11 protein-coding genes are annotated in these 14854 nt (G+C 63.8%); 7 read left to right on the forward strand and 4 right to left on the reverse strand.

The window, feature by feature from the left end:
* Window positions 1–196 precede the first annotated feature (196 nt).
* Together gltB and A3AI_RS0125930 are read left to right on the forward strand one after the other, a co-directional pair.
* Window positions 197–4930 carry a glutamate synthase large subunit gene (gltB, locus tag A3AI_RS0125925; RefSeq protein WP_024518385.1) on the forward strand — a complete coding sequence of 1578 codons (4734 nt, stop codon included), beginning with the start codon at window positions 197–199 and terminating at the stop codon, window positions 4928–4930.
* Window positions 4931–5059: 129 nt separating this feature from the next.
* Window positions 5060–6514: a glutamate synthase subunit beta gene (locus A3AI_RS0125930; RefSeq protein ID WP_024518386.1), complete on the forward strand. Its 1455-nt coding sequence runs from the start codon at window positions 5060–5062 to the stop codon at window positions 6512–6514.
* A gap of 191 nt (window positions 6515–6705) precedes the next feature.
* On the opposite strand, the gene A3AI_RS0125935 is transcribed toward A3AI_RS0125930, so the two are convergent.
* Window positions 6706–8445, reverse strand: a complete 1740-nt coding sequence (locus A3AI_RS0125935) for an outer membrane beta-barrel protein (RefSeq protein WP_024518387.1) — start codon at window positions 8443–8445, stop codon at window positions 6706–6708.
* Between the two features lie 202 nt (window positions 8446–8647).
* On the opposite strand from A3AI_RS0125935, the gene A3AI_RS0125940 reads away from it, so the two are divergent.
* On the forward strand, window positions 8648–9655 hold the full coding sequence (locus tag A3AI_RS0125940; RefSeq protein WP_024518388.1) for a KpsF/GutQ family sugar-phosphate isomerase: 1008 nt from the start codon (window positions 8648–8650) through the stop codon (window positions 9653–9655).
* Window positions 9656–9877: 222 nt separating this feature from the next.
* On the opposite strand, the gene A3AI_RS0125945 is transcribed toward A3AI_RS0125940, so the two are convergent.
* Window positions 9878–10420 carry a carboxymuconolactone decarboxylase family protein gene (locus A3AI_RS0125945; protein WP_024518389.1) on the reverse strand — a complete coding sequence of 181 codons (543 nt, stop codon included), beginning with the start codon at window positions 10418–10420 and terminating at the stop codon, window positions 9878–9880.
* 72 nt (window positions 10421–10492) lie between these two features.
* Here A3AI_RS0125945 and A3AI_RS0125950 point away from each other — a divergent pair, with 72 nt between their 5' ends.
* Window positions 10493–10819 carry a winged helix-turn-helix transcriptional regulator gene (locus A3AI_RS0125950; RefSeq protein ID WP_024518390.1) on the forward strand — a complete coding sequence of 109 codons (327 nt, stop codon included), beginning with the start codon at window positions 10493–10495 and terminating at the stop codon, window positions 10817–10819.
* A gap of 8 nt (window positions 10820–10827) precedes the next feature.
* On the opposite strand, the gene A3AI_RS0125955 is transcribed toward A3AI_RS0125950, so the two are convergent.
* Complete coding sequence (locus A3AI_RS0125955) at window positions 10828–11274, reverse strand: NfeD family protein (protein ID WP_024518391.1); 447 nt, start codon at window positions 11272–11274, stop codon at window positions 10828–10830.
* 156 nt (window positions 11275–11430) lie between these two features.
* A complete protein-coding gene (locus A3AI_RS0125960; protein WP_024518392.1) occupies window positions 11431–12429 on the reverse strand; it encodes an SPFH domain-containing protein in 999 nt (332 codons plus the stop codon).
* 574 nt (window positions 12430–13003) lie between these two features.
* Between A3AI_RS0125960 and A3AI_RS0125970 the strand changes: the two genes are divergently transcribed.
* From A3AI_RS0125970 to A3AI_RS0125975, 3 genes are all read left to right on the forward strand, one after another.
* Window positions 13004–13975 carry a CobW family GTP-binding protein gene (locus tag A3AI_RS0125970; protein WP_024518394.1) on the forward strand — a complete coding sequence of 324 codons (972 nt, stop codon included), beginning with the start codon at window positions 13004–13006 and terminating at the stop codon, window positions 13973–13975.
* Between the two features lie 10 nt (window positions 13976–13985).
* Window positions 13986–14192 carry a hypothetical protein gene (locus A3AI_RS49405; protein ID WP_084801023.1) on the forward strand — a complete coding sequence of 69 codons (207 nt, stop codon included), beginning with the start codon at window positions 13986–13988 and terminating at the stop codon, window positions 14190–14192.
* A 123-nt stretch (window positions 14193–14315) separates the two neighbouring features.
* Complete coding sequence (locus tag A3AI_RS0125975) at window positions 14316–14720, forward strand: hypothetical protein (protein WP_156927948.1); 405 nt, start codon at window positions 14316–14318, stop codon at window positions 14718–14720.
* The last annotated feature ends 134 nt before the right edge of the window (window positions 14721–14854 follow it).

Here is a 14854-nt window from a genome sequence, read left to right on the forward strand (position 1 = left end):
TTGCAACGAAGATCCGGCGCTTTTACGCCGGGAAAAGTGCAGGCACGGCCGTTCAAAGGGGACGCTGAACGGGACGCCTGAAAGCGAAAAAATCCGGCTCGCGGAGGACGAGCGGTGGCCCTTCCTGGGGTGCCGCGGGACGCCAAAGGTGCGCCGGACGGTGAGCCACCGCACGAGCCGGACTGAGAGGATCAAGATGAGCGGGTTGGAATTCGAGCGCCAAAACATCTGCAGCGATGCATCGCAGGCGGCTTGCAACTCGAAACCGGCTGACGAGGCACGCGAGCATGACTGGCGTCCGCCGGCCGAAGGCCTGTACGACCTCTCGCTGGAGAAGGACTCCTGCGGCGTCGGCTTCATCGCCAACATCAAGGGCAAGAAGTCGCGCCAGATCGTCGCCGACGCGCTGAGCATTCTCTGCAACCTCGAGCATCGCGGCGCGGTCGGCGCCGACCCGCGTGCCGGCGACGGTGCCGGCATCCTGGTGCAGATCCCGCACGCCTTCTTCCAGCGCAAGGCCGTCGAGATCGGTTTCCAGCTTCCCGAGCCCGGGCAATATGCCATCGGCGCGATGTTCATGCCCAAGGATGCGGCGTGGCGGAAGGTGATCCAGAGCATCATCGCCGACCAGATCAAGGCCGAGGGCCTGATGCTGCTCGGCTGGCGCGACGTGCCGACCGACAACTCCTCGCTCGGCGAGACCGTGAAGCCAACCGAGCCGACCCACATGCAGGTCTTCATCGGCCGCAACGGCGCCGCCAAGACCGAGGACGAGTTCGAGCGCAAGCTTTACATCCTGCGCAAGTCGATCTCGCAGGCGATCTACCAGCGCCGCGACCGCGGCGGCGCCGGCTATTACCCCTGCTCGCTGTCCTGCCGCACGGTGATCTACAAGGGCATGTTCCTCGCCGACCAACTCGGCAAGTACTATCCCGACCTGCACGAGCCGGATTTCGATAGCGCGCTGGCGCTGGTGCATCAGCGCTTCTCGACCAACACTTTCCCGACCTGGTCGCTGGCGCATCCCTACCGGATGATCGCCCATAACGGCGAGATCAACACGCTGCGCGGCAACGTCAACTGGATGGCGGCCCGCCAGGCTTCCGTCTCGTCCGAGCTCTATGGCAAGGACATCAGCCGTCTCTGGCCGATCTCCTATGAGGGCCAGTCTGACACCGCCTGCTTCGACAATGCGCTCGAGTTCCTGGTGCAGGGCGGCTATTCGCTGCCGCATGCCGTGATGATGATGATCCCGGAGGCCTGGGCCGGCAATCCGCTGATGGATCGAGAGCGCCGCTCGTTCTACGAATATCATGCGGCGCTGATGGAGCCGTGGGACGGCCCGGCCGCGATTGCGTTTACCGACGGCCGCCAGATCGGCGCAACGCTCGACCGCAACGGCCTGCGCCCGGCGCGCTACCTCGTCACCAGCGACGACCGCATCGTGATGGCGTCCGAAATGGGCGTGCTCAAAATCCCCGAGAATGAGATCGTCACCAAGTGGCGGCTGCAGCCCGGCAAGATGCTGCTGGTCGACCTCGAGCAGGGCCGGCTGATCCCCGACGACGAGATCAAGGCCGCGCTGTCGAAGAGCCACCCTTATCAGGAGTGGCTCGATCGCACCCAGATCGTGCTGGAAGATCTCAAGGACGCGCCAACCAAGGGCGTCCGCTCCAACCTGCCGCTGCTCGACCGGCAGCAGGCCTTCGGCTACACCCAGGAAGACATCAACATCCTGATGACGCCGATGGCGTCGACCGGCGAAGAGGCGACGGGCTCGATGGGCAACGACACGCCGGTCTCGGCGCTGTCGGACAAGCCCAAGCAGCTCTTCACCTACTTCAAGCAGAACTTCGCGCAGGTGACCAATCCGCCGATCGACCCGATCCGCGAAGAGCTGGTCATGAGCCTGGTCTCCATCATCGGGCCGCGGCCGAACCTGTTCGATCTCCAGGGCCTTGCCTCGACCAAGCGGCTTGAGGTGCGCCAGCCGATCCTGACCGACGGGGATCTGGAGAAGATCCGCTCGATCTCGGAGGTCGGCGACTCCCATTTCAAGTCACGCACGATCGACACCACCTTCCACGCCGGGTTTGGCGCTGCCGGCATGGAGCAGGTGCTCGACGAGCTTTGCGCACGTTCCGAAGCAGCTGTCCGCGAAGGCGTCAACATCATCATCCTCTCCGACCGCATGGTGGGCACCGACCGGATCCCGATTCCCTCGCTGCTCGCCTGCGCCGCCGTGCATCACCATTTGATCCGCGTCGGGCTGCGCACCTCGGTCGGCATCGTCGTCGAATCCGGCGAGCCGCGCGAGGTGCACCACTTCGCCTGCCTCGCCGGCTACGGCGCGGAGGCGATCAACCCCTATCTCGCGTTCGAGACCATCATCGGGATGAAGGAACGGCTGCCGACCGCGCTCGACGACTATGAGCTCGTCAAGCGCTACATCAAGTCGATCGGCAAGGGCCTTCTCAAGGTGATGTCGAAGATGGGCATCTCGACGTATCAGTCCTATTGCGGCGCGCAGATCTTTGATGCCGTGGGCCTGAAGGCCGACTTCGTCGCCAAGTATTTCGCCGGCACCCACACCCGCATCGAGGGCGTGGGGCTGAACGAGATCGCGGAAGAATCCGTGCGCCGGCACAACGACGCCTTTGGCGAGGCGCTGGTCTACAAGAGCGCGCTCGATGTCGGCGGCGAATACGCCTACCGCACCCGCGGCGAGGATCATGCCTGGACCGCGGAATCGGTCGCGACCCTGCAGCACGCCGTGCGCGGCAACTCCAAGGATCGCTACCGTTCGTTTGCAAAGATCCTCAACGAGCAGTCCGAGCGCCTGCTCACGCTGCGCGGCCTGTTCCGCCTCAAGACTGCGGAGGAGGACAAGCGGAAGCCTGTCCCCCTCGACCAGGTCGAGCCGGCCAAGGACATCGTCAAGCGGTTCGCCACTGGCGCGATGAGCTTCGGCTCGATCTCGCGCGAGGCGCACACCACGCTTGCGATCGCCATGAACCGGATCGGTGGCAAGTCGAACACGGGCGAAGGCGGCGAGGAATCCGACCGCTTCAAGCCGCTGCCGAACGGCGACTCGATGCGCTCGGCGATCAAGCAGGTGGCCTCGGGCCGCTTCGGCGTCACGACGGAATATCTCGTCAATTCCGACATGATGCAGATCAAGATGGCGCAGGGTGCCAAGCCCGGCGAAGGCGGCCAACTGCCCGGCCACAAGGTCGACGCGGTGATCGCCCGCGTCCGCCACTCGACGCCGGGCGTCGGCCTGATCTCGCCGCCGCCCCACCACGACATCTATTCCATCGAGGACCTCGCGCAACTGATCTATGACCTGAAGAACGTCAATTCGGACGGTCAGGTCTCGGTCAAGCTCGTCTCCGAAATCGGCGTCGGCACCGTGGCCGCGGGCGTTGCCAAGGCGCGCGCCGACCATGTCACCATCGCGGGCTTCGAGGGCGGAACCGGTGCTTCGCCGCTGACCTCGATCAAGCATGCCGGCTCGCCCTGGGAGATCGGACTGGCCGAAACCCACCAGACGCTGGTGCGCGAACGGCTGCGCAGCCGCATCACGGTGCAGGTCGACGGCGGCTTCCGCACCGGCCGCGACGTCGTGATCGGCGCGCTACTTGGCGCCGACGAGTTCGGCTTCGCCACCGCGCCGCTGATTGCGGCCGGCTGCATCATGATGCGCAAGTGCCATCTCAACACCTGCCCGGTCGGCGTCGCGACGCAGGATCCGGTGCTGCGCAAGCGCTTCACCGGCCAGCCCGAGCACGTGATCAACTACTTCTTCTTCGTCGCCGAAGAGGTGCGGGAGATCATGGCGAGCCTCGGCTACCGTACCTTCAACGAGATGGTGGGTCAGACCCAGATGCTCGACCAGACCTCGCTGGTCGCGCACTGGAAGGCCAAGGGGCTCGACTTCTCGAAGCTGTTCGTGCGCCAGAAGGAAGCGGAGGGCCAGAAGATCTACCACTCCGAGCCGCAGAACCATCACCTCGAGGCCGTGCTCGACCGCGCTCTGATCGAAAAGTCAAAGGCGGCGCTCGACCGCGGCGCGCCGGTGAAATTCGACGCCGAGATCAACAACACCGACCGCTCCGCCGGCGCGATGCTCTCGGGCGCGGTCGCCAAGATCTACGGCCATGCGGGCCTGCCGAACGACACCATCCATGTGTCGTTCAACGGGACTGCGGGCCAGGCCTTCGGTGCGTGGCTCGCGCATGGCGTCACCTTCGAACTCGAAGGCGAAGGCAACGACTATGTCGGCAAGGGCCTCTCCGGCGGCAAGATCATCGTCAAGCCGCCGCGCAACGGCGGCATCGTGCCGGAAGAATCGATCATCGTCGGCAACACCGTGCTGTATGGTGCGATCGAGGGCGAGTGCTACTTCCGCGGCATCGCCGGCGAACGCTTCGCGGTGCGCAACTCCGGCGCGGTCGCCGTGGTCGAGGGCGCGGGCGACCATTGCTGCGAATACATGACCGGCGGCATCGTGGTGGTGCTCGGCAAGACCGGGCGCAACTTCGCGGCCGGCATGTCGGGCGGCATTGCCTATGTGCTGGACGAGACCGGCGACTTCGAGAAGCTGTGCAATCTCTCGATGGTCGAGCTCGAGCCGGTGCTGTCGGAGGAGATGGTCAACGAGAGCATCTACGGTCTCTCCGGCGATCTCGAGGCGCATGGCAAGGTCGACGTTTTCGACAATCTGCTCGACTCCGACGTCGAGCGGCTGCATGTCCTGATCACGCGCCATGCCAAGGCGACGGGCTCAAAGCGCGCCGCCGAGATCCTTGGCAACTGGAAGGAATGGCTGCCGAAGTTCCGCAAGGTGATGCCGGTCGAGTACCGTCGCGCGCTGCGGGAGATGCAGGCCAATGCCGATGCCGAGCCGAAGATCGCGATCGGAGCGTAGTTTCAACGGCGTCATTCCGGGGCGCGAAGCGAACCCGGAATCTCGCAACATAATCTCCAGATTCCGGGTCTGCGCTCGACCGCGCATCCCGGAACGACCGAAAAAATAGGCGCAGGGGTTTTTGGGTTAATGGGCAAGGTCACGGGTTTTCTGGAAGTCGAGCGGCACGATCGCAAGTACACGCCGGTCGTCGAGCGCATCAAGCACTACAACGAATTCGTCATTCCCCTGACGGAGAAGGAAGTGCGCGACCAGGCCGCGCGCTGCATGAATTGCGGCATCCCCTATTGCCACGGCACCGGCTCGGTCGCACCGGGCACACCGGGCTGCCCGGTCAACAACCAGATCCCAGACTGGAACGATCTGGTCTACCAGGGCAACTGGGAAGAGGCCGCGCGCAACCTGCACTCCACCAACAACTTCCCTGAGTTCACCGGCCGGATCTGCCCCGCTCCCTGCGAGGCCTCCTGCACGCTCAACATCGACGACAACCCCGTCACCATCAAGACCATCGAATGCGCGATCGTCGATCGCGCCTGGGAGAGCGGCTGGATCAAGCCGGAGCTGCCGGCGGTCAAGACCGGCAAGAAGGTCGCCGTGATCGGCTCCGGCCCGGCGGGCCTCGCCTGCGCGCAGCAGCTCGCGCGCGCCGGCCACGAGGTGCATGTGTTCGAGAAGTACGCCAAGGCCGGCGGCTTGCTGCGCTATGGCATTCCCGACTTCAAGATGGAGAAGCACTATATCGACCGCCGCATCGTGCAGATGGAAGGCGAAGGCGTGGTGTTCCACTATGGCGCCCATGTCGGCGGCAGCGGCGATGGCGCGGTCGATCCGCGGGCGATGCTCAACGACTATGACGCGCTGGCGCTAACCGGCGGCGCGGAAGCCCCGCGCGACCTGCCCATCCCCGGTCGCGACCTCGCCGGCATCCATTACGCAATGGACTTCCTGCCGCAGCAGAACCGCCGCGTCGGCAAGGAGCCGGTCACCGGCACCGACATTTTCGCCACCGATAAGCATGTGGTGGTCATCGGCGGCGGCGACACCGGAAGCGACTGTATCGGCACCTCGTTCCGGCAGGGCGCCAAGTCCGTCACCCAGCTCGAGATCATGCCGGCGCCGCCCGAGCGGGAGAACAAGGGCCTGACCTGGCCGAACTGGCCGCTGAAGATGCGGACCTCGTCGAGCCAGGCGGAAGGCGCCGCGCGCGACTACGCCGTGCTCACGCAGAGCTTCTCCGGCACCGAGGGCAAGGTAGCCAAGCTGCATTGCGTGCGCGTTGACGACAAGTTCAAGCCGGTGCCGGGCACCGAGTTCGAGCTCGAGGCCGAGCTCATCCTGCTCGCCATGGGTTTTGTGCATCCCGTGCACGAGGGCCTGCTGAAGCTCCTGGGCGTCGAACTCGACCAGCGCGGCAATGTCCGCGCCAACACCTCGGACTACCAGACCTCGCGCCCCAACGTGTTCTCGGCGGGCGACATGCGGCGCGGCCAGTCGCTGGTCGTCTGGGCGATCCGCGAGGGCCGTCTCTGCGCTCAGGCCATCGACCGCTTCCTCACGGGCCGGACGGATCTGCCGCGGTAAAGGCCGCGGCCGCCACACGATGATCGTCGTCACCCGCGAAGACGGGTGACCCCGGTATTCGAGAGACCTGATTGATAGACGGCTGAGCCGCGGCGCACTGGATGTCCCGCCGGAGCCTGACATCGGACCGCGCATCACGCCGGCCCGGTGGCGGGCATCACGACTGACCGGAGCGCCCTCGCCCATGCCTCTCAATTCTGCAGTCTGACTCCCAGCATCACCACCGTCGCCTTCGAACTTGCATTGACAACGTTGGAATCCAGCACGTCGCGCCGTAGCGTCCCCTTGATCCAGACGTTGCGCGTCATCTTGTAGATGACGTCGCCTTCGAGCGAGAAGGTCTGATCGTCCCGGTCCGCGCCCTGGTAGTCGTACGTGCCGTAGGTGAACCTGCCGATTCCCGTGAGCCAGCGGCGGAAGTCGTGATCGACCTCGAACGTATAGGTGTGCACGAGCACGCCCGGTGATCCCGCCAGCGTGGTTTCGGCGATCTGGGTGTCGGAATAGAATTTCGCCGTCGTGAGCGGCGTCGCGGTCCAGACCAGCGAGGACGCAACGAGCATGCCTTCCAGCCGGCTCAGCCGCGGATCGACATAGTTGCGCGCCTCGTAGCCGATCGAGATTTCGCCGGTCACTATTCGCGTGAACTCGATGGACGTTCCAGCCCTGACATAGCCGCCGGTGGAATCGCGCTGATAGCCGTTGCGGTCGAACTGCTCGTCATGCACACGGGTGTCGCCCTCGACTTCGGCGAACGGCTTCAGCCCCGGCATCACCTCATAGGAGACGCGGCCCACGCCACCATATTGGGTGAAGTTGCGATCGCCATTGCTGGTAACCTCGCCGTCGGTGAGCCTCGAGTTCTGGTAGTCGGTGCGGTCGATGGTGGCGCCGCCTGATACGGTGAGGCGATTGAAGCGCTGGTCGAAGCCGATCGTGCTGCCGACCGTGGTGTAGATCGGGTAATCGGCCAGCCCTACCTGCACGTTCGGGCTGCCGGGATTGTCAGTCGCGACGGTCAAGCGGAGCTGCGCGGCGATGTCGGTGTCGTCGGTGACGTCGAGTCGGCCGTCGACATGGCCGATGAAATCCGGGCGGTTGACATTGGTCGGCGCAGGCGACGGCCCACCATCGATGGTCGCCGGCAGCGAGCCGCCATAGCCGGTGAACGAGCCGCGCAGATCAGCAACCAGCGCGTGGCGCTCCCAGTTCGACACCGCGAGAAATTCCGGCGCCACCACCCAGACCGGCAGGCCATGCGACTCGTTGATACGGGCCGGATTGGTGTCGTAGCCGCCGGAAAGCTCCACCGCCGACTTGACCAGGAACGCCCCCCAATAATCGCCGACCGCGCCGAATGGATCGTCATCGACCTTGAGCCGTCGCCGCTGCGGCTGGCCCGGCACGGTGCCGGCCATGGCTGGTGCGACCGGCGGCTTGTTCGCACTGTCCGACGGCGGGATCGACAGGCGCAGATCGCCCATGGCATTGACCTGCGGCGGCTTTGGCGGCGGCGTTCCGGGGCCGGGCGACGGTTTTGGCCTCGCCTGCCCTGGATAATATTTCGGTTGCTTGCGATTGCGGTTGAGCGCGTCGAAGCCGGAATCGCCAATGCTGCTAGGGACCCCGAGCCCGTCATTGGGAACACCGACACGCGAGGGCGCGGGCGCCGCCCGACCGCGCCGCTGGTTGGGATCGAGCGGCGTGCCCGCCGATGCGGCCGCATCGTCGGCGGTGGTGTTGTCGCCGAGCTTACGGAACGGCATGTCCTGCGCCGGCACGAAGGCGCCGCGCTGCGGATTGAACAGGTCGGAGGTGAGCGCCTGGGCTGCGGCCTTCGACGGATCAAGGACGGCGAGCAGCAGGCAGCCCAAAGCTGCGCGAGACAGGCGCGCGCAACTGCTTCGGCCTCGGCCTGGCCTTGCCGTCACAATTTTAAAACTCCAACATATTCATATACTTAAATGACCCGCTCCAGCCCGGCGCGGACGCCTTGCGGAAGGGGTCATTAATGGAGTTAAAACAATTATGGTTAATGACCCGTTGAGGGCTGGCCGACCCGCTTCGCCTCCCGCCGTGGCGCGTGTTAAGGTTTGCGAAACGGCCTCTCGGCCACCTCCCCCTGGAAACGAAATGGCTCATTCGAAACCGTTGATGGCGACATCATCCGACCACGCCAATGCCGCCGTGCAATCGGCGCTGCGTACGCTGGAAGTCGGCAGCGGCGGCATTGCCGCGATCGTCGCTGCGCTGCAGGGCTCGCTCGGCTCGGCGTTCGCGCAAGCCGTCGAGTTGATCCGCGATGCCAAAGGCCGGGTCATCGTCACCGGGCTCGGCAAGTCAGGCCATGTCGCGCGCAAGTTTGCGGCAACCCTGGCTTCGACCGGCACGCCGGCTTTCTTCGTTCACGCGGCCGAGGCCGGTCATGGCGACCTCGGCATGATCACGCCGGACGACGTGATCGTCGCGCTGTCCTGGTCCGGCGAGCAGCCCGAATTGAAGACCCTGGTCAATTACTCGGCGCGGTTTGCGATCCCGATGATCGCGGTAACCTCGAATGCGGAGTCCTCACTGGGCACTGCCGCCCGCATCGTGCTGGAACTGCCCAAAGTGCGCGAGGCCTGCCCGCATAATCTCGCGCCGACCACCTCGACCTTGATGCAGGCCGCGATCGGCGACGCGCTCGCCATTGCGCTGCTGGAAAGCCGCGGCTTCACCGCGCGCCAGTTCGCCAATTTCCATCCCGGCGGCAAGTTAGGGGCGATGCTCAAGCACACCAGCGACCTCATGCACACCGGCGACGAGGTGCCGCTCAAGCCGCTCGGCACCAGGATGGCGGACGCGCTGATGGAGATGACCGCCAAAGGGTTCGGCTGCGTCGCCATCGTCGATGGGCGCGGCGAGATCGCGGGCATCATCACCGACGGCGACCTGCGCCGGAAGATGCGCCCCGACCTGATGACCGCTCTCGTCGACGACATCATGACCGGCAATCCCAAGGTGATCGAAGCCAGCTCGCTTGCCAGCGAAGCGATCGAGCTGCTCAATTCGATGAAGATCACAACACTGATCGTGACGGAAGCGAACAAGCCGGTGGGGATCTTGCATATGCACGATTTGCTGCGAGCGGGCGTGGCGTAGGTCTCGTTAAAGCATGATCCGGAAAAGTGTGTAGCGGTTTTCCGAAAAGATCATGCTCAATCAAAGACCTAAAGCGCGATGACGATTCAACCAAATCTCATCGCGCTTTAGGCTCCGTTATTCCGGGGCCGTGCGAAAGCACGGAACCTCAGCTGCGCAATTGCGCATCGGGGAATTTCGAGGTTCCGGCTTCGCTCGCCGCGCGACCGCCCGCAACGACGATCAGGAACGCGGAAACCGCGCCGCTTTTTCCTCCAGCGGCAGCGCGAGCCCGTTCGCCAGATACGACACCGTGCGATAGAAGCCGCACAGCAGGATGATCTCCAGGATCTTGTCCTCGTCAAAGTGCGCTTTCAGCGCTGCGAATTCCGCGTCGGTCCAGGTTACGCGGTGATGCAGCGCATCGACTGCGGCGATCAGCGCCTGCTCGGCTCCCGACCAGCACGGCGCATCGGCACCCTCCAGCACCGTGGCACGGATTTGCGCCTCGCCGAGTTCCGCCGGCGCGGCAAAGATCGCGACATGCACGCCCCATTCGTACTCGCATCCGTTCAGCGCACAGGTACGATCGATCACGATTTCCCGCTCCCGCAATGACAGCGGCCCGCGATCGAGCAAGCTGCCGGCGCGGAACTTCTCCCAGGCTCGTGCGTGCCCGGCCATGACGCGGAACAGCATCAAGGGCGGCGCGCCACGCATGATGCGGTCGAACTGTTGCTGGATTACTGGCACGTAAGGCGGTTCAAGCGGCGGGATGCGTGACATGGCCGACTCCAATGCTACAATATATGTAGCAGCACGCTACATTATCTGTAGCGATCCGGCAAGGAGGCGAACATGGCAAAACAGGCTCCGAGACGACCTAGCGTACGCGGCTCACGCACGGGACGGCCGATCATGGTGCTGCTCGACCTGTTGAGCCGGCGCTGGACCTTGCGCATCCTGTGGGAACTGCGGAGCGAGCGGTTGACCTCGCGTGCTTTGCGCACAGCCTGCGACGACGCCTCACCGACGATTCTGCAGACGCGCCTCACCGAGCTGCGCGCGGCGGGTTTCGTCGAGTTGTTTCCGGCGGAGGGTTACGGCCTAACCGCGCTCGGCCGTGAACTCTGCGAGACTTTTCTACCGCTGCACCGCTTCGCTGAGCGCTGGCGAAACCGGTGACTTCCTTCCTACACCGCTGCAACTGTCAGATTGGCGCCGTCAGCGTGGACCACGCGCACCCTGCTGCCCGCTGGCGTGTCGGGGCCTGCGACACGCCAAATGGTGTCGTCGACACGCACCGTGCCGGCCCCGTCGACGATTGGCTTCTCCAGCGTGAACACACGCCCGACCAGGGCTTCCGCACGGCGATTGAGGAAGGCGTTGCTATCGTCGGTCTTGCGGGCGCCGAGCGCCAGGCGCCGCCATACCGGCACCGCACAGGCGGCGAAGACGGCAAACATCAGAAGCTGCGTCTGCCAGGACGGATGCAAGCCAAACGACACCAGCCCGACCAATAGCGCCGCAAGTCCGAGCCAGTACAGGAATACGCCGGGCGCGACCAATTCCAGCGCCATCAGGATGAAGCCGAAGATCAGCCAGTTCCAGGTGCCCAACGTGACAAACATGTCGGCCACGACACGACCCTCCATCATCTAAAACATGATCCGGAAAAGTGTGTAGCGGTTTTCCGAAAAGATCATGCTCAATCAAAGACCTAAAGCGCGATGACGATTCAACCAAATCTCATCGCGCTTTAGCCTCTCCCCGACGGGAGAGGTGACAAAACTCTGTTATGCCCGCGGCGGTACCGCCGGCGGCGTCGTGCCGGCCGATGGCACCGACCCTCGGCGGGCCGCCGCCGCAGCGGAAGCCGCGCTTTCGCCGAACGTTGCCTTCGCGATCTCGCCGATCCCGGCAAGCGAGGACAGCAGGCTCATCGCCTCCACAGGCAGCATGATCACCTTCTGGTTCGGCGCGTCGGCAAGCTGGCCGAACGCCTTGATGTATTTGTCGGCGATGAAATAGTTCAGCGCCGCGACATCGCCCTTGGCGATGGCCTCGCTGACCATCTGTGTCGCCTTGGCTTCGGCCTCTGCCGCGCGCTCGCGCGCCTCGGCGTCGCGAAAGGCGGCCTCGCGACGGCCCTCGGCCTGCAGGATCTGGCTTTGCTTGGCCCCCTCGGCGCGCAGGATTTCCGACTGCCGCTGACCTTCGGCCTGCAGAATGTCGGCGCGCTTGACGCGCTCGGCCTTCATCTGCCGCCCCATCGCTTCCACAAGGTCCGCCGGCGGCACGATGTCCTTGATCTCGATGCGGTTGACCTTGACGCCCCAGGGCGAGACCGCAGCATCGACTACGCGCAACAAGCGCTCGTTGATCTCGTCGCGATGCGACAGCACCTGGTCGAGATCCATCGAGCCCATCACCGAGCGGATGTTGGTCATGGTCAGCACCGTGATCGCGTTCTCCAGATTGGCGACCTCGTAGCTCGCGCGCGCCGCCTCGAACACCTGGAAAAAGGCGACGCCGTCGGCCGTCACGGTGGCATTGTCCTTGGTGATCACCTCCTGCTCGGGAATGGAGATCACCTGCTCCATCATGTTCATCTTGCGGCCGACGCGGTCGAAATAGGGCACGATCAGATTGAGCCCGGGCTTGAGCGTACGGGTGTATTTGCCGAAACGCTCGATGGTCCAGCCATAGCCCTGCGGCACCGTCTTGATGCCGGCAAACAGCGTGACGATGACGAGCAGCACAAGGACGATCGCGAAAACATCGAAACCGGACAGCATAAAACCTCCAAGGCGGGCGACGACTTGACCCGCGCAGATTCACTGACCGGACGTATATAGCTCACGGCCATGCCGTTTGTCTGACAACCATCAGCGCCGGTTCACAGGCTATTCTTGTCGCGGACCAGGCCGTGTATTGATAAATCCGCTGCCGTAACGGCCGAAATTCATATCCGCCTATGTCCACCTCGGTTCTGAACGCGACCGAATCGCTGCGCAGCGAAGTGCCGACGGCGTTAGCGCCTTCGTCTCGAAGCTCACACGGGCCGCGCCGGCCGTCAGTCGCGAAACCATCGGATTGCCGAGGTTCTTCACGCACCGTCTTTCGTTTGCGAAATCCACGATGCCTTTCACGTCGCGACCGCCGCCGTGGGCCGCCGAAATCGCGAGACGATCGGTCGGCTTCGCAGATGACGTTGAACCGACGCCCCAATTTGCCATCGCTTAGATCGTCGGGTCGCGCAGCATCCATTGCGAAGTAGCACGCATCTGCTTCTTCCCTTGCATCCCTTCTTATTTTATGTAATGTTATAACATTACATATGGCGTGCAAAAAAAGGGGAATAACGCCATGCCCGATGCTGCACTCCAGATTCCGGTCACGGTTCTGACCGGCTATCTCGGCTCCGGGAAGACAACGCTGCTAAACCGCATTCTCTCCGAGACGCATGGCAAGCGGTTTGCCGTGATCGTGAACGAATTCGGAGAGGTCGGTATCGACAGCGATCTCATCGTCGATGCGGACGAAGAGATTTTCGAGATGAACAACGGTTGCATCTGCTGCACGGTTCGGGGCGACCTTCTTCGTATCATCGGAGGCCTGATGCGGCGCAGCGGAGCCTTCGACGGCATCGTCGTCGAGACGACAGGGCTCGCGGATCCTGCGCCGGTGGCGCAGACGTTCTTTGTCGATGAGGACGTCCGCCGCAAGACGAAGCTCGACGCCATCATCACCGTCGCGGATGCCAAGCATCTCCTCGAACAGATCGAACGGACGCACGAAGCACAGGAACAACTCGCATTCGCCGACGTCGTTCTCGTCAACAAGGTCGATCTCGTCGATGCGGGCAGCCTCGCAACAATCGAACGTCGTGTCCGAAACATCAACCCATATGCGAAGATTCACAGAACGGAGCGCTGTGACATCGATCTCGCCCAGGTATTGGGGCGAGACGCCTTCAGTCTCGAGCGCATCCTCGAGGTCGAGCCGGGCTTCCTCACGGAAGAACACGAGCACGAACACGACGACAGGATCGGCAGCCTGTCCTTGGTCGCGGATCGACCGCTGAAGCCCAACAGGTTCGTGTCATGGATTCAGGATGTCACCCAACGCTACGGGACGGACATCCTGCGCATGAAGGGTATCGCGTCCATAGAGGATGACGATCGGCAGTTCGTCGTCCAGAGCGTACACATGCTCATTGAAGGTGGAAGTCGACGTCCCTGGAAGGAGCGGGAGCCGCGCCAGACACGGCTCGTCTTCATAGGGCGTGACCTGCCAAGGGACCTGCTAAGGCGAGGGTTTGAGGCTTGCTGCGCCTGAGGGAGTTCAGATGGGCGAGATCGTAGGATTCGTTTCAAAATCGGAGCTCGAACGGACTCGCTTAATTCGCGAGGCTCGCGCGATATATGACAGCATCTTTCCATCGGCCGATGCGGTCGGCGCACGACCCGATGACCGAACCGACAGGGGCGCCGCAACCGGATTGAAAGGGTCCGCTCCCTCGAAAGGAAACGTCCCGATGGCGGGGCATTTATAGCCCCTCGATCGCCATATTTTCTTCGTCCATTGCGGGTGATCGCCAACGCGAGGCGGCCATTGCGCGCCTTCGCGCAGGTGACGGAAGTTTCGAGGGTTCCGACGTCAGAAGGGGAATGGCTCCTTGGCAGGGGCGAAAATGATGTTGGCACGGGCGTTCGCCCGGCGATGCGGCGCCTATCTTGCGCTGGCGGCGCTGACGCTGCAGCTCGCGCTGTCGTTCGCGCATGTCCACAGGCATGACCTCGCCTTCGCAAGCTTCGACCGCACCGACATTGTGAGCGTCGGGCATGTCCGGTCGGGACTACAAGTCGCCGAGCGACTGCCGGCACGGCTGGCTGACGACGACGAAAATTGCCCGATCTGCTTCTCGGGCTTCCTGCTGTCGAACTCGTCGTTGCCGGATGCGTCGGCAAAGCTGCATTCGCTGGAATTTGCCGCGGCTGATCGTCCGCTCAGTCCGGTTTCCGATCGGGTACTTCTGTCGCGTCACATGGCATTCTTGTCGCGTGGGCCTCCTGCCGCCTGACGCCTTGCTGGCGCTTCTTGCTCGCCGGAGACAACTTACCCGCGGCGCGCGATCCCGATGAGATCGTCCTCTCATTGCTGATCCAAGGCTAAACGCCGTGGCGGCGAGGAAATTGCCGGGCGCTCCGAGCCATC

The sequence above is a fragment of the Bradyrhizobium sp. Tv2a-2 genome (assembly GCF_000472425.1).
In the GTDB taxonomy this organism is placed as follows: Bacteria; Pseudomonadota; Alphaproteobacteria; order Rhizobiales; family Xanthobacteraceae; genus Bradyrhizobium.

Bases quoted from the DNA above. Each gene is read 5' to 3' on its own strand.
- gltB (WP_024518385.1), top strand. From the start codon at position 197: ATGAGCGGGTTGGAATTCGAGCGCCAAAACATCTGCAGCGATGCATCG.
- A3AI_RS0125930 (WP_024518386.1), top strand. From the start codon at position 5,060: ATGGGCAAGGTCACGGGTTTTCTGGAAGTCGAGCGGCACGATCGCAAG.
- A3AI_RS0125940 (WP_024518388.1), top strand. From the start codon at position 8,648: ATGGCTCATTCGAAACCGTTGATGGCGACATCATCCGACCACGCCAAT.
- A3AI_RS0125945 (WP_024518389.1), bottom strand. From the start codon at position 10,420: ATGTCACGCATCCCGCCGCTTGAACCGCCTTACGTGCCAGTAATCCAG.
- A3AI_RS0125950 (WP_024518390.1), top strand. From the start codon at position 10,493: ATGGCAAAACAGGCTCCGAGACGACCTAGCGTACGCGGCTCACGCACG.
- A3AI_RS0125970 (WP_024518394.1), top strand. From the start codon at position 13,004: ATGCCCGATGCTGCACTCCAGATTCCGGTCACGGTTCTGACCGGCTAT.
- A3AI_RS49405 (WP_084801023.1), top strand. From the start codon at position 13,986: ATGGGCGAGATCGTAGGATTCGTTTCAAAATCGGAGCTCGAACGGACT.